The 22,824-nt window shown below is 32.0% G+C and carries 8 protein-coding genes, 4 tRNA genes and 1 pseudogene; 10 read left to right on the top strand and 3 right to left on the bottom strand.

Annotation, left to right across the window (positions count from 1 at the left end; translation table 11 throughout):
* Positions 1–2,653: 2,653 nt before the first annotated feature.
* The 3 genes from fabA to ERCILAFE3058_RS01805 all read right to left on the bottom strand — a co-directional run bounded on the left by fabA (position 2,654) and on the right by ERCILAFE3058_RS01805 (position 7,012).
* The gene (gene fabA, locus ERCILAFE3058_RS01815; RefSeq protein ID WP_157989764.1) at positions 2,654–3,172 is read right to left on the bottom strand and encodes a bifunctional 3-hydroxydecanoyl-ACP dehydratase/trans-2-decenoyl-ACP isomerase; all 519 of its coding nucleotides are present in this window, start codon (positions 3,170–3,172) and stop codon (positions 2,654–2,656) included.
* Between the two features lie 1,105 nt (positions 3,173–4,277).
* Positions 4,278–6,035: an AAA family ATPase gene (locus ERCILAFE3058_RS01810; RefSeq protein WP_157989763.1), complete on the bottom strand. Its 1,758-nt coding sequence runs from the start codon at positions 6,033–6,035 to the stop codon at positions 4,278–4,280.
* Between the two features lie 644 nt (positions 6,036–6,679).
* On the bottom strand, positions 6,680–7,012 hold the full coding sequence (locus tag ERCILAFE3058_RS01805; protein WP_157989762.1) for a BolA family protein: 333 nt from the start codon (positions 7,010–7,012) through the stop codon (positions 6,680–6,682).
* A gap of 1,565 nt (positions 7,013–8,577) precedes the next feature.
* Here ERCILAFE3058_RS01805 and recB point away from each other — a divergent pair.
* The 10 genes and pseudogenes from recB (at position 8,578) to ERCILAFE3058_RS01755 (ending at position 21,972) form a co-directional block, all read left to right on the top strand.
* Positions 8,578–12,132 carry an exodeoxyribonuclease V subunit beta gene (gene recB, locus ERCILAFE3058_RS01800; protein WP_157989761.1) on the top strand — a complete coding sequence of 1,185 codons (3,555 nt, stop codon included), beginning with the start codon at positions 8,578–8,580 and terminating at the stop codon, positions 12,130–12,132.
* Positions 12,133–12,353: 221 nt separating this feature from the next.
* Positions 12,354–14,021 (top strand): glutamine--tRNA ligase, encoded by a 1,668-nt coding sequence (gene glnS, locus ERCILAFE3058_RS01795; RefSeq protein ID WP_157989760.1) that lies wholly within the window; start codon positions 12,354–12,356, stop codon positions 14,019–14,021.
* 1,924 nt (positions 14,022–15,945) lie between these two features.
* Positions 15,946–16,209 carry a DUF493 family protein YbeD gene (gene ybeD / locus ERCILAFE3058_RS01790; RefSeq protein WP_157989759.1) on the top strand — a complete coding sequence of 88 codons (264 nt, stop codon included), beginning with the start codon at positions 15,946–15,948 and terminating at the stop codon, positions 16,207–16,209.
* A 103-nt stretch (positions 16,210–16,312) separates the two neighbouring features.
* On the top strand, positions 16,313–16,984 hold the full coding sequence (gene lipB / locus ERCILAFE3058_RS01785) for a lipoyl(octanoyl) transferase LipB (protein ID WP_157989758.1): 672 nt from the start codon (positions 16,313–16,315) through the stop codon (positions 16,982–16,984).
* Positions 16,985–17,724: 740 nt separating this feature from the next.
* The gene (gene lipA / locus ERCILAFE3058_RS01780) at positions 17,725–18,690 is read left to right on the top strand and encodes a lipoyl synthase (protein WP_157989757.1); all 966 of its coding nucleotides are present in this window, start codon (positions 17,725–17,727) and stop codon (positions 18,688–18,690) included.
* Between the two features lie 1,356 nt (positions 18,691–20,046).
* Positions 20,047–20,505: pseudogene (gene rimI / locus ERCILAFE3058_RS01775) on the top strand (ribosomal protein S18-alanine N-acetyltransferase).
* Positions 20,506–21,586: 1,081 nt separating this feature from the next.
* Positions 21,587–21,671: transfer RNA gene (locus ERCILAFE3058_RS01770), tRNA-Leu, on the top strand.
* A 24-nt stretch (positions 21,672–21,695) separates the two neighbouring features.
* Positions 21,696–21,767, top strand: a tRNA-Gln gene (locus ERCILAFE3058_RS01765).
* 44 nt (positions 21,768–21,811) lie between these two features.
* Positions 21,812–21,888: transfer RNA gene (locus ERCILAFE3058_RS01760), tRNA-Met, on the top strand.
* A 9-nt stretch (positions 21,889–21,897) separates the two neighbouring features.
* Positions 21,898–21,972: transfer RNA gene (locus ERCILAFE3058_RS01755), tRNA-Gln, on the top strand.
* The last annotated feature ends 852 nt before the right edge of the window (positions 21,973–22,824 follow it).

The raw sequence follows: 22,824 nt of genomic DNA, 5'->3' as shown, positions 1-22,824 counted from the left end.
AGCATTGAATATAGTAACATTACATGATATTTATACCGACAGTATTCTTGAGCTCTGTAATGTTGGCTGTCATCTCATAGCTATATAGAGAATAGGAAGAATTTAGAGTATTAAAGTAATATTTTCATAAAAATTAATCACAATTAAAGAGTGAATCCAAGGCAGTCAATGATATGACACAAAAATAACATTTTTTAAAGTATTATTGTTCACATGCTTGAAAATGTTAAGGATCATAATTTTAAAATCATTTCATTATCGAAAAATTCCAAATTAGTGAACAGCCAGAATCGTGATTGCTTCTGTTCTTAAACAGAAAGAAATATTTTTGTATACACACCACATTATGCACATTACTTATATAAGTGACGTAGGTATCTGCTATAGTATCTTGTATTTTTATAGCACACTACTTCATATATACGCATACGTATTATATGTAATTATAAATTTGTTACTATTGTAGCCTGGATGTATAATGATGATTAGGGTGATTAATCATAATTATACATCATAGTAGACATTATACATACATGTTATCGCTCAGATCATCTATGTTATTCATATTGATGGTTACACCTATTTCATTATCAAGCAGTTTATTGTAGTTTGTCCTAACAAAATATATAGATGCTTTCTAATGGATAAATAAACATATCTTTTATATCGGATGTTAGTGTTATTGTACGTACTGATACGTTTCCATGATAACTATGATCAAAATACTACAGATTATACATAATACAAGCATTTTAAATATATGAGAAGATAGTGTTTTTTACGAGAGCATGAAAATTATATAAAGGTTTGAATAGCTCTACAGACTATTAGATATCTATAATAGTAAACACTATAGCATAAAGTGGTAAAAGGACTTTTATATCAATAAAAACTAATAGTCAGACAAGATGATTGCTAATACTTGTTTTTATTATTAATAAAATTTTCATGATATCTATCTACTGCATTATATGCTCTAATCATCATAGAAAATCAGGTTTACTCTTATTAATGTCATATAATGGTATGATACTGATAGATTTTTGAATAAATGAATGCAGTGAATCGGCAATGAGAAGAAGTCATGTTTTATTGTCATCATAAGTACGGCAGAACACAAGCCTACATACTAAATGTTTTTACGCATTAAATACCCATTAATGTTTTCAATCTCATTAGTTCAGCTTGTTATTGCAGTATCATATATATGGCGGCATTCAAGAAATAATTATACTGACTACTTGATTGAATGTGCTATATATAAGATTGTATGGAATATAAGAGTGCGAGAAAGCAGTAACGAAAAATAACATGTAATTACTCTATGTCAATACATGACATTCATAGAATAGTAATAACGTAAGATGGACATAAGAAACAGCATGTATAAACAGAAATGAACACAATAATAATGACTGTGATTAAAGTATAGTACTCGATATTTTTAGTAGTATTATATTAAAGATATGGCAACATTATCAATCATATGTTAATTGTGAACATCAGTGCTATTCTTGTCTGTTGACATGGACAAATGATTATCAACATCTCAGGATAAGTGTATCAGAACACAGTCACTTGTATGATCAATGCATATAACCATCATAAGCATAATTATACTGGCTTATGCGGTGTTTTTATAAAAAGGATAGATTGTATGAAAAGTCAGCGCTGTATTATAAATACATTGTGAAAAAGTATGGTTATATATACCTTATTCCTCAGAAAGATATAACAGTAATACATATTATACTGATAATAGTATTTTACGCTCTCTACAATTCATACTGAAAATAATTTATTTTTCTAGTGATGCTATTTTTAGAACAGTGCATTGATTTTCTATATATGCCTGAATAAAGTATTGTTTGTGACACGCAACAGCGTTGTATAAATATTTTATGAACACACTACCATCATATTTTTATTCTAATATCAGTAGAATATGGATAAGAGCGTTCTGTATAAGATATATGATCTAGCCTGTTTTACTTCATTACTAAAACAATTCTATGAAGCAGGCAAAAATAATACAATGCCGTGATATTTCAATGCACTCATACATTCTTTACGCTAGCATGCATATGCGATGCGTATGTATGGGAGTTAGAGTGACGCAGTGTACATCATACGTATAACCGGGAAGAGTTATGGAAACAACTCAAAATATGACTGTATATCAATAGTTATCCTACGATTTACCTCTTTTGCTCTCTAACATAAGCTACAAAATAAAAAAGTATATATATTGAGCTAAAACAAGTAGGGTAGTAAGACTATTGATTATGTCAAGTAATAGTGATATTTTGCGGCAGTTTGGTACATACCTCGATGATAGTTATATTAAGAAAATGTTTGAATATTATAAACAGGATATATGACCTCCTTGTAAGGATCGAACATTGACATACAACTCACTGCTCTTATTATTTTTTCTACCAGAGTATGTATAACTGTATGCTACAGTAATTACTGTGCATGACTGGAGCAGGAGGCTATTACATAATTATCTCAATATTATTTAATAGATGACGCTCTTTATGTAATTAAAATCAATATAAATGCATATTTAGGTGGATTATTTACATACAGAGTATTTTATATAATAACATTGAAGATACATCCAGTATCCATTCTTATATCCATTCTTAGATTAGAAAGGGGAAACTGATTTAAACAGTCCTACTTTTAAATCATTAGCAGTATAAATGATTTTACCATCCACTAAAACTTCACCATCTGCTACACCCATAGTTAACCTACGTTTTATAATACGTTTAATATGAATAAGATAAGAGATTCTCTTAGAGGTAGGTAAAACTTGCCCGGTAAATTTTACCTCACCAACACCTAATGCTCGGCCCTTCCCTGCGCCTCCTAACCAACCAAGGTAAAAACCCACTAATTGCCACATGGCATCTAGTCCTAAACAACCAGGCATCACTGGATCACCGATAAAATGGCAAGAAAAAAACCACAGATTGGGATGTATATCTAATTCCGCAGACACAAACCCTTTGTGATATTTTCCATCAACCTCGTTTATCTGTGTTACACGATCTAACATTAACATATTTCCAGATGGTAAAGGAGGACCTTCTGAACCAAAAAGTTCGCCACGACTTGAGGCGATCAGATCTTCTTTTGTATAAAATCTATATTTATCCAACATATTTACATGAACCTCGTATATGTATGAAGTTTGGAGCAGCACGTATAAGCATACAGATTTAATGACATTAAGCAGATCCCCTAGATATATGGTTTAGGTAAAGATCAAGAATCTATCATCATAGATATTCTAGCGTAGGCTGCAGGCATTTTTTCACATGGTATATCTGGGTTCTGTACGAGGTAAACCATATACAAGACATTTTATCAGCGTATTGTATATAACATACCATCTCGGTAAAAATATCATCATATATGATTATAATATCGTATGAGATATCATTAATATCTTTAGTTTCTGAAATATATTCAGATTAATGGTGTAGTGAGAGGGTGCGGAGAACATGATTATCAATCATATAAGTTTTTAGATAAAAGCATCGCTATTATATTGTTAATCATACAGAGTATTGAGTCTTATATCTTTATTGGTAGAGTGTATACTCTATATTACCTCTTGACACTATTTTGTATTTAACTAGTCTGATATACAATGGTATTATTAGATATAGTTGATGCCATGGTCATTGCTGATTTAGAAAACTACATGCGCTAAATTATTAAATTTACATGATATTAGGTATAATATCTGTTATATACTATGCTAATGGCATTACCAGTACAATATTATATCTTTGATATGCACATTTTATCACATAGATATTGTTCTATCTCTGTACGTTTTGTGAAACATTATTACTTATATGTCAATGGTAAGCTGAAATATCCATTTTTTTTGGACTGCGTATTTGCATAAATTATATTATTGATATTCATTATGATGGTCATACAAGTAGTCATAAATGTTTGTAGAATATGCAATAGTATACTAGTGATATAGTAGTGTATATGTTATAAAAAATAATACGAGCTGAATCGCTAGCTAACTCATATAGTCATGTAGTAGTATCTCTCTATGCCACATAGAGATTTTATCAATATATTTTTTGATTGATATAATTGCTATAATTGAATTGTTAGTTCATTTTCATAGGGTATACTCTTAATTATGGATGCAATTATCCATCATTATAGAAGAAGATGGTGAACTTCATAGCAGAAAGAACTGTATTGTATGTGTGATTTCGCACGGAAGATAATGATATTTATTTCAGACAACTGAGCCAACGCATGGGCCCTACTCGATGCCGAGTATCTTGCATAGTAAATTTTGCAATACGAGTTTGTATTAAACGCAGAAGAGAATGGCTTTCTGCGTCTTTCCATGCTACCCCAGTCAATAGAAAAATAGCTTCATCCACACTAGATACCGCCCATATGTAAAATTTTTCATTGCGTACGGCATGAATCACATCTTTATGCAATGCTAGATGGCGAATATTTGTAGATGGTATAATAACGCCTTGATTTCCAGTGAGAGTACGTTTGTTACAGATATGGAAAAATCCTTCAATTTTCTCATTAATGCCACCTACGGATTGTACATGACCAAATTGGTCAAGCGAACCTGTGACTGCTATTTTCTGATTAATGGGTTGTAATGATAGTGCGCTAATTAGTGCGCAAAGCGCAGCTAGTGACGCGCTGTCGCCATCTACTTCCGTATATGATTGTTCAAAGACCAGTGATGCAGAAAATGGCATTGGTTGATCTAGTTGTAACACCGACATTAACCACGATTGTATGATCATAAGGCCTTTAGAGTGAATATTTCCACCTAGAGCTACTTTACGCTCAACATCATTCAACTCACCATCACCAGAATGTACCACACAGCTAATACGTAAAGGCTCTCCAAAAGCACGGGGGTGTCCAGGGTATTCTATAATAGATAGTGCATTAATTTGCCCGATAACTGCACCTTTTGTGTCAATGTGAACTTGTTCTTTTATGATATCATTAAGTATATTCTCAGCGAGACACCCTTCCCGCCATATGCGAGCATTCATAGCTTGTTGTAGATTTTCTCCGCTGATGATCTGTCCATCAGAATATAGTATCGCCTCTTGAACTTGTGTACTAATCCAGTCTAGATCTAATGGGAGTGATCTTTGATCACCAGTCCAACGCGTACCTTCATGAATTAACACTGGCCAGAAGGTATGATCTAACATAGGGCACGGTAAACCCTCTACAACGTTTTGCACCCATCTTCTCCAATTGATCAAGCTCATGTCGTTGAATATTTCAATCTTATCCTCAAATTCACTATACAAAGAGATAGAAGATACTTCAGAATCTAAATTCTGAAGTGCTTCTATCATATCGCGCTCACCTAATAGAAGTAAACGTAATTGCATCGGCATAGAAGGAATATCTAGTGGTAGTGGTGCATGCTCATCATGTGAATACCATTCATATTTTTTGTGAATAAGCATTTTTTTTAACCGAAACCATATTAGTGGTTGTTCGAGAAGAGTTCGTATCGAAAGTATTAATACTCCACCGTTAGCACGATGCACTAAACCGGGAGATAAGGATATTTTAGACTGATGAAAACGAACACTACCAAAAAGATGATTATGCTCAATCCATGCTGCCTGATATACGCCACCAGAACTAGAAAAATTATCCTGTATAGTTTTTACAGGATACCAGTGGACTATTTCTTCATTGATTTCATAACGTCCGCCGTAAAGTATAGGGCTCTTATCTTTCGTATGCTCCGTAAGAGAAGATAAGATGCGTTGAAGAAGGGTAAAATATAAAGCTGTCGCAGGGCTTTTAATTATCATTATTGGTACTTGCGCACGTGTTTTTAACAACAAATCTAGTCCATAATAGAGACGTGTTTGTACGGCAGAAAAAGAATCTAAATATGTTACTAGATTATCTAGTGAGACATGCTGAAATCGTGCTATTGCGGGCTGTAAGGCATGCCATTCTAATTTATAGTTTTTCAATCGCATCTAATTATTTTAAAAGAAAAATGAAAGAATATTCAACTAAGTAGATTAATCATTGTCGTGTGAGATATTACTAACAATTTCTGTATAATATCTCGTAGATATATAAATAAATTTCTCTAATGTTTATTAATTATATCTAGATTGTTTATTTTTATTCTCATCTATATTGGTTCTACAAATTAACTAGAATTATATCTGTAATAATATCTACTATCTTAGTATATTTATTTATTTTGAGCCAACTTCCGTCCTATCATGAGATAGGACTATACTAGGAAATAAAAACAAGAGTATCTCTGGATATGTTTTATCCTGAAAATAAATATACGTTGAGTATGATGAGCAATCTACATAGAGTGCAGTGCATTTTAAAAATAATATGAGCATGCTGTATACTTCAATAGTTCTTATATATTCTGATGCTTTGCTAAGATATCAGATATCACTATGCTCTATTGTGCAATAAATCTAGCCACTTTCTTAACTCAAGGTATTCTACCTTATATAGGATGTTTCCTAACATGTATTTCTTTGCGCTTTCTTTTTTTAAATATACAAAGAGCAGCGGGAAATATGTTTTTCAGAGAATCAGTTTTACTTTTTATAGGTGATGTTCTGTGAGAACATACAACCATTTTTTAATCCTTCAGTTGAGCGCTTACGCAGCATATATTTTGTGATATATGTTTCAAACCAGTACTATATTTTTGTGCGACCCATTCTTTTTGTGTATAGCTGGTAATGGATAATGCATGTATACCATTAGATAGTTCTTGTTTTAACACACTATATATCTGACGGTGCCTTGTGAGCAAATTCTGATTATTAAACTGCTCACTAACAATGAACACTTTAAAGTGACTTGCGATATCTATCGATGCACGATGATGAAGAGTACTGTCATTCCGTATATCGATATACGTTGGAGAAAAAGCCATACGTAATTTTTCTTCTATCTTTTTATGGACCATGTTCATTTCGCTCTCCCATGTAGAGAAAAATATATGAATATATTATATAACATGTCATTGTGAGATAGACCATACCACAGAAATTTCTGTATCTGAGATATTTTAGAGAGTGGATAGGATGGTACGTGGTAGATTAAAAACTGCCATTGATAAGTAGCATAACTATATTTATCTTATTATGTTCACCTTGAAATCCCGCTTTGCGCACTGCTCTTCCAAATTCTTGTAGACTATAGCACTTTCTACACATATTTTTCATATTACACAAGGCTTTCCACATTATGATATTTAATTTTGTGGTTATTTGATGTTTTTATTCTGCAATAATAACTGAATAATATGTATGTAGTATGCATATATCAATCTCACTAGATGACTTCTGTGTGGATAATAAGTATGATGTATGTAGTGATGATTGATAAAAAATAAGAGTTATTTTTCTAAAAAATAGTGTACTTGAGGTATGTCTCTCTTATGGAGCGTCTACAAAAGAATGTGTGCATATTTATTATGCTCAAGAGTATATGTAAAACATAAAAATAGTTTTAAAAATACTAAAAGCTTTATGTTTTTCTTTTTATTTATCAATCTCTGTATAGAGTATAATACTCTAATTCATGTATTATTGTATTTTATATTTTAATATAAAATAAGCCGCTAAATTTACAAGTACTTACTATTTTATAAATTAGTTAATAGTCATTAAGAGGATATTGAGTTTTAAAGTTTTCTTTAATGTATTTGCTACTATCTATAGTCATGATGGATGATATAATATCAGTATGGATAATTTTATTATGAATGTATAATTATTTTTGTTTTATGTAAATGTATTACTTGACTTTATGTAAATATATTATTATTTAGTAAATATAATTATTTACAAATATCAATAAATTATGATTGAGTGACTATGAGAAGATTTGTAGATTTTAAGAAGATGTATGATATGTATTATTTATACGAGATATGCATATAGGTTATAATAGCTGGATATCGACATGTTCTTTGTAGTAAGTCTTTTCTTTCTATATTTTATCTTTCTTTAATTCATATCAATGAGATAATGGATATAGTCTATTGATGATAAATTATAATATTAAAGATAGGATGCAAGATCCTAAAGTAATAAACATGGAGGTTTAAATATTTATATTACAATATTAAAATGATTATCACTAATATATGCAATCATCTCTTATTATTTTATGTTTATCATACAATTGAAAGAGAATAATCATTCTACGGTCACAGTATATTTTATGTAAATTTACAAAATGAACCTAACCATGATATCCCTTCAAATATACCTTTATTCGAAGCTGACAATGATGTAGTTAAACTTTAACGTACTTCATGTATATTCTCTCAACAGTGTTGTGATAGATGGACGCATAGAAAAGAAAATAATTCTATTTTTTATAAAAATATATCATGATTTCTGATAGAGGCTTCTAGCGAAGTATAGAATAACGTGATTATAATAAATTTATGATTTGTTTTATTGATACGAAGGGGAGGGTTTAGATTCAATGACTTGTATCATGCCAGTATGGTGAGTATTGATGAAACATGTTTTTTCTAGATTTACACCTTTGACATTACCACTGCGGGGAGAGGTATTAATTGAAGCATCTGCAGGCACCGGAAAAACTTTTACTATTGGATTACTCTACCTACGTCTTTTACTTGGGTTAGGGGGTCATGCAGATTTTATACGACGATTATCAGTTAAAGAAATTTTAGTAGTAACCTTTACTGAATCTTCTACAGCAGAATTGCGTGCACGTATTGGTTCTAATATCCACGAATTACGCATTGCCTGTATTCGCGGTGAAACGTTGAATCCGGCTCTTGCAACATTAATGTCTGAAATTAGTAATATACAGCAGGCTATCTCACATTTATTAATCGCCGAACGTAATATGCATCATGCAGTCATTTGCACTATACACGGTTTTTGTCAGCGCATATTGCATATGAAGGCTTTTGAAGCCGGTATGTTATTTACGCATGACTTTCTAGAAGATGAAACAAGTTTACAGCGCCGGGGTACCATTGATTTTTGGAGACGAGATTTTTACTCATTACCCCTACCTATTGTCCGTATCATTAATAAAATATGGTCTGGACCAGATCAATTATTACAAACATTATCGCCATGGTTACACAGAGAGGAGCTCACGATAAAGGAAGATATACATAGTAATGATACTATTGAGCAGCGACATGGGAGGATTATCGCACGTATTAATATGTTAAAAACAGCATGGCTTCAAATAAAAAATTTACAAGAATTAATTGCGAAATCTGGGGTTAATCGCCGTATTTATAACAGTAAGAATCTACCTACTTGGTTAGATCGTATTACAAAATGGGCGCTTTCTGAAACAGTAGATTACGTGATAGCTCAAGATCTTGTACGTTTTAGTCAGAATATATTAATAGATAACACCATTAAGGGAGAATCACCGTATCATCCTGTTTTTGATCAGATCCAAATCTTTTTGGCGAGTCAGCTGTCGTTGCGTAATCTTATAATTTCTCGCGGATTAAAGAGTATTAGGGCCTATACGAAAAAAGAAAAAAACACAAAATCACAAATTGGATTTTACGATTTACTAACATTTATGAACATTGCATTACAGAAACCATCTGGTAAAATATTAGCTACAGCTATTAGACAAAGTTATCCAGTAGTATTCATAGATGAATTTCAAGATACGGATCTTCAGCAATATCGTATTTTTCAGACTTTATATTACAAGAAACCTAATACTGCGCTTCTACTTATAGGTGATCCTAAGCAAGCAATTTATTCGTTTCGCGGAGCCAGTATTTTTACCTATATGCAAGCCAGTTCTCAAATTAAACAACACTATACGTTAGATGTTAATCAACGTTCATCCAAAAGTATGGTTAATTCGATTAATCATCTATTTACACATCATGCAAATCCGTTTATTTTTACCGCGATACCGTTTATACCTGTACAATCCGCAAAGATAAATCATGATATGTATTTTAGTGTAAGTGATAGAAAGCAACCCGCGTTAACATTTTGGCTACAGCCTGGTAATGGCGTGAGTCTTAGTAACTACCAAGAATACATGGCAAAACAGTGTGCAGTAGAAATTAGTAACTGGTTATCGTTAGCTGAAAAAAATGCGGCTTTTATAGGTAATACTAAAATCCAACATCCGGTAAAAACTTCTGATATTGTCGTATTGGTACGCAATAAAAATGAAGCGGCATTAGTACAACAAGCGCTGGATGTCTTAAATATTCCATCAGTATATCTTTCTAATAGAGAAAGCGTGTTTAATACACTAGCAGCACAAGAGGTGTTATTGCTTTTAAAAGCCATGCTCACACCAGAGAAAGAATCTACTTTTCTCCATTGTTTAATCACTAATCTTTTTGGTATGGATGCTACCACATTGGATATTGTGAAGCATGACGAACCAATGTGGACTACCTTTATAGCAGAGTTCATGGATTATCAGAATTGTTGGAAAAAATACGGAGTGTTACCGATGCTTCGCAGGTTGATTAAACAAAGGAAGATAGAGGAAAAATTATTAACATCTAAACAGGGTGAACGTTATTTAACGGATCTATTGCATATAGGTGAAATTTTACAGGCACGCTTTTCTGATTTCGATAATCACACTGCATTAGTGCGCTGGCTAAGTAAGAAAATTCAGAAAAAGGATGCTGGAATACCCAATCAGCGCCTACGGGTAGAAAGCAATCATAATATAGTAAAAATTATCACAATCTATAAATCAAAGGGATTACAATATCCCTTGGTGTGGATACCTTTTGCTATTTCTTGTCTTCAGGCAAAGCATGCAGTTTACTATGATGACAAAATATGTACTACATTTTTGGATTTAAATCAAGAGCCTAAAAGTATGATTCTCGCTGATCGGGAGAGATTAGCTGAAGATGTACGTTTACTCTATGTTGCACTAACTCGCTCAATCTTTCACTGTAGCGTGGGTATAGCCCCTCTATGTCTCAATATACGCCAAAATACTACAAAGACAGATCTGCATCACAGTGCATTAGGTTATTTAATTCAAAAAGGTAAAGCGATGGATGCTAGTGGTCTTCTAGAAGCACTGGTAGCTTTCGATACAGATAGCACTACAGTCATGATATCATCGGGGGAAAGTGGCGATACATGGCACGGTGCAATTTTGAAGCCTACAATACAAAAGACCGTAAGCAATAGTCTTTTATCATATCCTTTAGAAGATTTCTGGCGGATTACGAGTTATTCAGATTTATACAAACAATATAGTCTGATGCATCTCAAAAAATGGCAGCCCATGCCTGCAAAAGTTTTGGATTTGTATTTTTCTGACGTAATCGAAAGCAACAAGCAGGTATCATCTGCATTACTCACTCCCCATACTTTCCCACGAGGTGTAAAATCAGGGGTATTCCTGCATAAGTTATTAGAAACTTCAGATACTCATCAGTTGTTAAATAAAAGCTGGTTAGAGAGTCAGTTAGTATCTCAAGGTTTTAGTAAAGATTGGGGGCCTGTAATGTATACTTGGATGAAAAATATTGTTCATGCTCCCTTAAATCATATTGGGGTTAGCTTGTCCCAAATACCTCTGCAAGATAAACGAGTCGAAATGCAATTTTATCTACCCATCTCCCCTGTTATGACGGCAGAAAAATTAAATAATATGATCAGACAGGATCCATTATCTGCCAGTTGTTCTCCGCTAAGATTTCAGCAGGTGCGAGGTATGTTACAAGGTTGCATTGATCTAGTATTTTTTTGGCATGGAAAATACTACATTGTAGATTATAAATCTAATTGGTTAGGACCCGATAGCACTTACTACACTCAAGAGATAATGATAGATGTAATACGAGAGCATCGTTATGATTTACAGTATCAATTTTATACATTGGCATTACATCGTTATCTACGTCATCGTCTACTGCACTATAATTACGAGCATCATTTTGGTGGAATAATTTATCTTTTTTTACGTGGTATAGAGGATACAAATTATAACCATGGAATCTATCACGCTGCTTTGAATGTGAATTTTATTGATGCTATGGATGATTTTTTTGCCAACAAGATCTAATTTACTTTAAAGTACAAAATTCAATATTCCAGAATTTTCTATTGACCATTACTGGATTTAACATCATACAGTCAGTTGAATCCTTGACATACTGACACAACATATACAGAGTATACCATGCACATCTTATTTAGACTGTCAATGTGTTATTCTCTCTATACATTGAATATATGTGAGTTATTATAGATTTTTATGTCATGTATGTGTTAAGGAAATACAAAATGAGTAAGGCTCTATCTTGCCAAACTAACTTTATTCGTCAGATTATTGATGAAGATCTGGCACGTGGTGTACATACTATAGTGCGCACTCGTTTCCCACCTGAACCTAATGGTTATCTACATATTGGCCATGCAAAATCTATCTGTTTAAACTTTAATATCGCTATAGACTACCGAGGGCAATGTCATCTGCGCTTTGATGACACCAACCCTGTAAATGAAAATATGGATTTTATTGAATCTATTAAAAATGATGTTACGTGGCTGGGATTTCAGTGGTATGGCACTGTACGCTATGCTTCAGATTTTTTTGAGCAACAATATGAATATGCTGTGGAACTTATCAAGAAGGGTTTAGCGTACGTAGACGAATTATCACCGGATCTTATTCGTGAATATCGTGGGAGTTTAACTGTAGCAGGGCAGGATAGCCCCTATCGTAATCGTAGTGTTGTGGACAATCTTAACCTCTTTTCTCAGATGCGTAATGGATGCTTTTCTGAAGGAGCGGCATGTTTACGTGCTAAAATAAATATGGCCTCTAGCTTTATGATTTTACGAGATCCAGTTCTCTATCGTATAAAATTTTCCGATCATCATCAAACCGGTAGTAAATGGTGTATATATCCGATGTATGATTTTGCTCATTGCATTTCTGATGCCCTTGAGGGGATTACACATTCATTATGTACTCTGGAGTTTCAGGATAATCGTCGTTTATATGATTGGGTACTAAATAATATTACTATTTCTACTCATCCAAAACAGTATGAATTTTCGCGTTTAAACCTTGAATATACGATTTTATCTAAACGCCATTTAAAACGTTTAGTTTCAGAGAAGTTAGTAGAGGGTTGGGATGATCCAAGAATGCTTACTCTTGCTGGTATGCGTCGTAGAGGTTACACTGCAGCATCTATACGTGAATTTTGCCGTCGTATTGGTATTAGTAAACAAGAAGCCATCATTGAAATGACGGCATTAGAAAGTTGTATTCGGGAAGATCTAAATGAAAACGCACCACGAGCGATGGCTGTTCTGAATGCAATTAAAGTTTTTATTATAAATCTTCCTGATGACTATGAAGAGATGCTTAGTATGCCATGCCATCCAAATAAGCACACGATGGGTAGGCGTATCGTGCCATTTACAAAGGAGATCTATATTGATCGTTCTGATTTTTCTGAAGAAACACAAAAGAATTATAAGCGTTTGATGATAGGAAAAGAGGTGCGCTTGCGCCATGCATATGTAATTAAAGCAGAGGGTGTAGAGAAAGATGGCCAAGGTAATATTACTTGCGTATTATGCACTTGTGATATGAATACTTTCAATAAAAATCCACTCGATAGTCGAAAAATCAAAGGTGTGATTCATTGGGTGTCTACTAAATATTCTTTAGCTGCAGAATTTCGTTTATATGAACCATTATTCACATCTCTAAATCCAGCGGCCGCAGAGGATCTCTTAACAACGATTAATCCAAATTCTCTGGTGGTTCAAAAAGGTTTTGTAGAACAAAATATGCAATACGCACAAACATCATCACCTTATCAATTTGAGAGAGAGGGTTATTTTTGTACTGATAGCGTGCATTCTACTCCAAATAAATTAGTATTTAATCGTATTGTTAGTTTACGGCACTCTTTGTTAAAATGTAACGTGTAGTCTTGGCTAGATTAAGCCGTAGTGCGATGGTATATATGTTATAGACCTAGAACTATGTCACAGTAGGATAAATCTTATAGGTATAATATTATTAGTTAGCACCCTGAGATCTTTAGTGTATTACACATACACATATCAGTTTTCTACGCTACTACAATGAGAATTGTAGGAAAAATAAGTCGTTAATAGTACGCGCACTTATTACAATTTGTTTGTAATTTACAAATAGGATGCTTGAATAATCTTTTAAAAAATATATTTTTATAGTTTAGCACCATATTAGTGTTTATCTTCATAAGATTGCTTTAATGATTTATAAGTGATTAGATATAATCTATTTTGAAAGTTCTAGTCTATCTTAAATGCTAATATTAGTGGCGATCAATGGAAATTATTTCATATATAACGATTCTATTTTATAACTTTGAAGTATATATTTCAAATATATTACGATTAATACATTTTTTCTTAGCACCTGTGCTTATTGTTTTTTAATTCTAAAATTCTGGTAAGATAGAACACTATATATACTTTATTTATTCATGTCTCTGTGATCTAACATTTATTCTTTCACTATTCATACGAAAAAAAAGAAAAGAGCGCTATTGAATAATATTTTTTGTTATTTCCTTTCTATAAGGTTATATACAATATTACATTGTAAATATAATCATTATTATTAATGTAAGTGCTTGTTGAAAAAATAGATACAGAAATTTTATTGATTACAGATGTACATCATAGATAACAAATTATGAATATATACTATATACATTGATATACACCATACTCAGTATAGGTACTATAAGTTAATTAAAAATTAAAGTGTTTTGCACAGATATTTTTGGTGACATAAAACATATATTATATATTTAGATGTTATAATAAATAAATTTTTAATGTAACCTTTGTATCTTTTACTCATCTACATAGCGATACTGTGGTGATTGTATAAAATTTAAAATTAGTGACATACTAGTTTTTATCGATAGCGCATGTAATACTAATTTTATTTAAAAAATAAATATAATAATTATGTATATCGTATATATGTTACGCATAGTTTTATTAAACATGTAGTCATTTATAATTACATAAAATAATAATAGTAAATAACACCAGAGGAGTAATCGCATTAATATCTATGCGTTATAAAAACATAGTGAGTAAGATATAGAAAGGAGTATACAATACATTCATCACTGCATTGTTTGTATAATAAATTACAAAAAGAATCGAATGATTACATGATTTTTAAGAGACCGCTGAGGATGTATTCTAGATAAAAACAGATCTGATCTACATAACATAAATAGCGGTTAAAACAATTTGACCGTAGGATACTTGTGTGTTATGACTTAACATATATGTTTTCGAATGCAGATTAAGATAACTAGAATGAATGTGTGTTTTTAAAATTTTATCACCTTACTTAGGTTTCAAAATTAAAGTGTATCGTGAGAAGGCATATATAACATTATCAATACATCGACAAAGAATTTTCATAGATTGGCGGTATATCTGTTACGATGCTAATCATCTACTACGTCGGCCACAGATAAGGCATCAAACAAAAACTACCTTAATATATGAAATAACTTCTATTATATCATGTCATAGAATAAAAAAGATTATGTAGTAAGTTACATGACAGTTATCGTATTCATGTTCATAAATAATTTTTATTTTTATAATATAAAAATTACATCTGCTCTGTTTTTAATATTATAGAGCATACTTTTGTAAAGTATAACTCTCTTCTATGAAAGATTATAAATATTACGTATATTATAGAAGGTTCTATATTCTTTTACCAATGACTTGTGACTATAAGGATAACGGCCGACTAGCATAATATTTTTCAGTACTCATCGATGTAGTTCCCACTGAGCCAGAAGGTTTTATTTTTAAAATCGGAGTATTCATGAAAACTAATCTTATCAATCTTCTTGAATTTCCCACTTTATTTACTTATAAAGTCATCGGTTTTGCACATGCAGATCTACCTGGTAACATAGTCAAAATTGTACAACATCATGCACCTGGTAAGTATATTCCCAATATTAAAGCGAGTCGGAAAAGAAAATATTATTCCATTTCTATTACTATTTCTGCAAGAAATGTCCAGCAAGTGGAAGATTTGTACGATGCATTAAGCCAGATCCCAGCAGTATATATGGTGTTATAACTTCCATAGTAGAAGCGTTCATGAAGAGCTAATAGCTTAATATATTGCATACTAGAGTGACTTATGATGAATTGTTAGACATCATATATGATGAGGAGGTGTAGTGTCTTTAGACATTCTGGTAATTCGACAACTAGGCCTGCAGAATTGGACGTCTGTTTTCTTTGCTATGAAGAATTTTACTCACCAGCGTAATCATATGACACTAGATGAGATTTGGTTAGTAGAACATCCACCAGTATTTACACAAGGACAAACAAGCAAAAAGGAACCTTTATCTGCGCTTAAGAATATTCCAGTTATACAGAGTGATCGAGGAGGTGGAATAACCTATCATGGTCCGGGACAGCAAGTACTGTATGTAATGCTAAATTTGCGAAGACGTCAGCTGAGCATTCATCAGCTTGTGGGTGCTATGGAACGGACAGTACTCGCGACACTTTCTGATTTTTCTGTATATGCACATCTAAGACCTGGTGCACCAGGTGTATATATTAATGGGAAAAAAATATGTTCACTGGGATTACGCATACGCAAGGGGTGTTCATATCATGGTTTAGCGTTTAATATTGATATGGATTTAACACCATTTTTATATATTAACCCTTGTGGTGACCCGCAATTGAAAATGACTCAGTTAATTCAAGAAAAACCAGAAGTCACGATTTCCGACGTGCAGCCAGCCTTAATACGTAATTTTATGTCTCACTTAGCTATTAAAGAGATCTATTGGGGCAACGGCATCCACTTACTTGGACAAACAGTTCAAGAGTAAAATCATTTGACTATATACATGTATTATACAATGAGTTATACATGCAACAATCAATTAACGCTCACCATAATATGGTTACTGATATCAATTGAGTATCCATAAAAGAACAATACAGTGCAAATAATTACAGATCATGAAATGATCAGAAAATACTTGTATTACCACCTTGAATAAATACTAATCTGATTATACTCATATGGTTATTCATACACTGTTATATAGAAGTATTTTGTAACGATGTTATAGATATTTAGTTATTATAGATCATTCATTATTTTCAATAGTATTCAAGAGTACATATCGCTTCGTCTACCCATTAATGTAATGAATTAATGATAGACTACTTACAGAGGATCACATTCATTTTGAATGTATTATATTTCTTTATTTTACTAAAGAATACTGTGAAATATAGATGAATATATATGTACATTATTTGTATATATTATCTTTTATGATAAAATAAAACATTTTAACAAATAAAGTATTTTAACGAAAAATAGCGATTCAGAAAATGTTCTTATATTTTGCATGTTGTCCTGTTTTAATATAGGGCATCCAGCTATATGATTAGATATTTTATTATAATGCATATTACCTCATTTGAAAGTATCTTAATCAGCGGTTATATCTATCATGTAAGTGATGCAATGAAAAAATCAATATGGATATAATACATTTGAGAAATTTCTTTTTAAAGAATAAGCTACCACTTTTTATTAAATAGGATTAGTAGTACGATGAAGGAATTAGTTATAGGCCATAATATCCTAAAAACCAGTAATATCGATGCAACAGATGGCACTCAAGAAAATATTAGGATGAATGAAAATTTAGACATATTACCTAAGCCGAAATGGACGAAGATTAAACTGCCCACTAACTGGAGTAATATTCAGATTCTAAAAGATATAATGCGCAAGTATAGTCTATATTCTGTTTGCGAAGAAGCCTCTTGTCCTAATATTTATGAATGTTTTACACGTGGTGTAGCTACTTTTATGATTTTAGGTGCCACTTGTACTCGTCGTTGTCCTTTTTGTGATGTTAAACATGGCCGTCCCGCTATTCCAGACATAAATGAACCAGATAATCTCGCTAATGCTCTTTATGAAATGTCTATTCAATATGTAGTGATTACTTCAGTAGACCGCGATGATCTGCATGACGGAGGTGCTCAGCACTTTTCTCATTGTATTAGTGCTATTCGTAAAAAAAATCCGTCTATCAAAATTGAAATTTTAGTACCTGATTTTCGTGGATGTATGGAGCGTGCTCTTAAGATAATCAGCCTAACACCACCGAATGTATTCAATCATAATGTAGAAAATGTTCCACGCATCTATAATATTGTGCGTCCTGGTGCGAATTATCAGTATTCATTAAAATTGTTAAAATTATTTAAAGAATTACACCCAGATATCCCCACTAAATCTGGTTTAATGATGGGGCTGGGCGAAATAGATTCTGAGGTGATAGAAGTCATGCATGATCTACGTCAAAGTGGTGTGAGCATGATAACTATTGGACAATATTTACAACCTAGTAATCAGCATTTACCGGTACATAGATATGTTAAACCAGAGACATTTGATCAAATGCAAAAAATGGCTATAGAGATAGGTTTTAGTCATGCCACGTGCGGTCCTTTAGTACGCTCTTCTTATCATGCAGAAAATCAGATACAAGAATTAGAAATGAAATAAGTATCCATAGTATTAAGTATCATGTATCATATTTTCTGATACAACAAGAATCATGATACGATCCATTTCTTAATATCACTGTCTGAGAAAAAATTACTACGACATCAGTCAGCATTAAAGATAAACCCTTAACTTTATAGATACTTTAGTAATTCCTGGTAGTATCAAATCGCAAAAACATCTACATGAAAGATAATAGATTATTCGCTTCGTCCCTTATGTGGATAACAAAAAATTAAAAACGATGATAATATTGGAAATATTATAATACCATTACGAGAATTTAAGGTCGTGGGTAGATGTTGCTACAACTAATAGATTTTGCAATGTATTCTCTTGTCATGAATTAGGGCTATGATTTTATACTACGCAAATAGTACAGATTATAACAACGCAGATGGGGAATATATTTTTTATTTAATCTAGCTTTTTGTCTATATTTAAGCCAGTCATTGACTGATAACTATCGTATGTATATATGCATGATACTATAAACATCTCATACAGAATAGTATATGAAAGTAAAAGGTACCTGAATAATTGGACCGTATCCTCTATGAGAAAATGAATATATATTATCTTCATACAGAATTTGTATCACAAAGCTGAACGATAAAATATTATAATTTATAAATCTATTGTATAATGTACATACTAAAGATTGAAACATTTATAATGTGTATACACTATTTTATAGATATAGTATCGTATACACACCATACATGAAAAAAATTGTAAGACCTTTTTTGGAAACGTATGAGCACACATATAATCCAATTATAATGCACATTTTGATAAAATATTTTATGATTGCGCGATTATTCTTGGAAAGAATCACTGATATTGCAGTAAAAATAGTCGATAAGAAGATGTATATTACGATATTATTTATAATATATTTATCTTTTTCTATTGTGCATCTTGATATACTGAATGTAAATAGGTTTATAGTATAAAAATATATTCATTTAGTAATGAATTGAGTATATATTTTTATGTGTATTATACTAAAGATGATTGATATATGATACTTCAAGATATAGTTTGATTAAAAGTATAATATTACCATTCTTCATTACTTGTATTTTACTCTTGCACTTGTAAAAGACATATTGATAGTCAGTGTCCTTAAGAGCAAACTTTATGGTTTATAAACAGTTGATGATATCAAGCATAAATAGTATCATACTGATATGATGAAACCGTCATCTAAAAAACTTCATGATAATTCAATTTTAGCAGATTGCAAGCTAGATTGATGTAATATAAGTGTTATGCAGTCTATTTATATAGTTAAATAGAAGAATACTAAAAATTTTTAATAGAACACATCTACCGATCAATCAAGAATATTATATGAATCAGATTTCTTTACTGTATCCGCACGACTTTGATGCCGCATTTGACATTGAAAAACGTAGTCATATTTATCCTTGTATTAAAAAGATATTTTTTAGTAACCAAGGTCCGCGGTATGTAAATTTTTGCCTTGTAGTACATGGAGTAATGGCTGCTTTTGCTATCACTCAATTTGTATTGGATGAAGCTACTTTGCTCAACTTTGCAGTAGATCCTAAGTTTCAAAGAAAGGGTTTAGGGCGAGCATTGCTTAATCATTTAATCCATGAGTTACAGAGACGTGATCTTAAGACACTATGACTAGAGGTACGTGCTTCAAATTATCCCGCCATCATTTTTTACAGACACTTAAATTTTAATGAAGTATCTGTACGTCCAGGATATTATCCAACAGTTAATGGAACAGAGGATGCTATTATAATGGCCCTTACTATATCATCGCAACTAGATGAATAGCAGTAAAAGTATATTTGGTATTTTTTAACGCTCATGAGACATTTTTTATTTTGGCATAGGTTGTGACGACTATGATAACTATAAGGTGATACATATACCGCTATGAGAATAATATTACCATGGTGTCATTAAAATATCAGTATTACAAGACAGGTTTTACATATTTTGCGCGTAGGTTAAATATTATCACATATGCGTTAACTACAAATTTACTTCACATGATGGGAGAAATGTATATCCCTCGTTGAGGAGACGAGAATCTTTTAAAGCGAATACAGAATGCGAGTTAACTGCAGTATTATGACTAATGGATTTGCTACATTGCATCAGATATACATCCACTATTTCTTATCGTATTACGTAATATCTTTTTGGTTTTTAAAAAAGCAGCTATGTAATATTCTGCTAAGAATTTTTTGATTTTACTATAACCCGTCTCTGATCCATCACCTAATAATGTTCTGATTGTTGGATACAACCTGGAATAAGGTATGACGTGCGATATCTATTCTGATATTATAATACGCCAGTTCAAGCGTGGTGATTGTAGAAGATATCCTATAAAATGTGCACTCTTGTTAGTAGGCCACCTCTTTACGAAACTTACAAACTGTATTCAACCTCTATGTCATAAACTGTAAGGGAATTTTACTCTCTACATCATATTATTCTAGTAAATATATTGAGTCTGTACTGAAGGAAGAATTTTTTAAAAAACATTATACAGTAAGTGGATACTATGTATTATATACTTCTCGCAATAAGAGTAAAAAGATAAAATTATGTTATAGGAGAGTGGTATTTTAATACGTCATATATGCATAACCTTTAGAATATCATTAATTTTATACCTTTTACGATTTATCGATATGTAAAAGCATAAAGAGAATGATTATTAGAAAGATCAGTGACTTAAAATTTGAATTATAGCACATACTCCATATATGACTATTATATTTTTGTTATTAAAAATTAGTTGACGCAGAGGGCAAAAATTAACATAATACAGTATGTTTCTAACACAGAGGGTGCATAAAACATCAATTTTTATATATCACTATATGAATCGTAAAATTTGAGCGCGGGAGTGGCGAAATTGGTAAACGCACCAGATTTAGGTTCTGGCACCGAAAGGTCTGCGAGTTCAAGTCTCGCCTCCCGCACCACAAATACTTAGAATTCGATACGAATGGGGTATAGCCAAGTGGTAAGGCACCGGTTTTTGATACCGGCATTCCCTGGTTCGAATCCAGGTACCCCAGTCATTTTATAATATGTTTTATGTGTATAGCACATCTCAAAGATAGGCTACTTAGCTCAGCTGGTTAGAGCACAGCACTCATAATGCTGGGGTCACGGGTTCGATTCCCGTAGTAGCCACCAGTTTTTATATGGGGTGTCGCCAAGTGGTAAGGCTCTGGTTTCTGATACCAGCATTCCGGGGTTCGAATCCCTGCACCCCAGCCATAATAATTATTAACATTTTCACGGATCATAGCAATATAGTTCCAATGTATCTATTACATAGAGTCTGGCATACTATATAAAAACATCCATAATCTTTATGCATAATCTATGTAGATTATGATTATAATATTAAGAATAAAATGAAAGATTTATCTATCTTAATGCATACATATGACAGATACGATGTAATAGTTATGCATAGTCCGTGCACACGATTTACTATCTACGTATAATGAATTTTTCATGCGTCTCTTTCAGATCGTTTTCTATAAAAAATTTAGCGATCGATCTATACATCATTCGATTAATAAGAATTATTGACCTATGTCATACACATGGTATAGTGTGCGTATACTATTTATCTTCTTGTAGTGGTAGTATATATCGTAATTATGTTGCATGTGCATAAGATACAATATGCGTATGATCTACATATAATACATATCGTAGTTGTGATTAAAGGATAAAAATTCAGATTAACCATTTAATTCATGTCTATATTTAATATATATTTATAGGATCAATGAGTGCTGTTTTTGCTTGCAAGGAATATGCATCATCATTATAAGGATATATAATCTATAATGATAGATTGTTTCTTCATATAGAAGATAAACGTTATTATACTAGCATATTACCTTTTCATATAATGACGGTTGAGTGCTTTCATAATATCCATGATAATACAATGATTGATATTACAAGGTAGTAGATGCATTTAAGCCTAATATGAGATTAGCGTCATCAACATGTATAAAATATTGGCAAATATAATTGATTACTTTGTTATACATTCATAAAATATGGTGATAGATACTAAGAGACGCAGTAGTTGGAGACTACTATAAGCAT

The organism is Candidatus Erwinia haradaeae (assembly GCF_900698955.1).
Taxonomy (GTDB): Bacteria; Pseudomonadota; Gammaproteobacteria; order Enterobacterales; family Enterobacteriaceae; genus Erwinia_E; species Erwinia_E haradaeae_G.
This window is presented reverse-complemented; position numbering and strand designations above follow the sequence as displayed.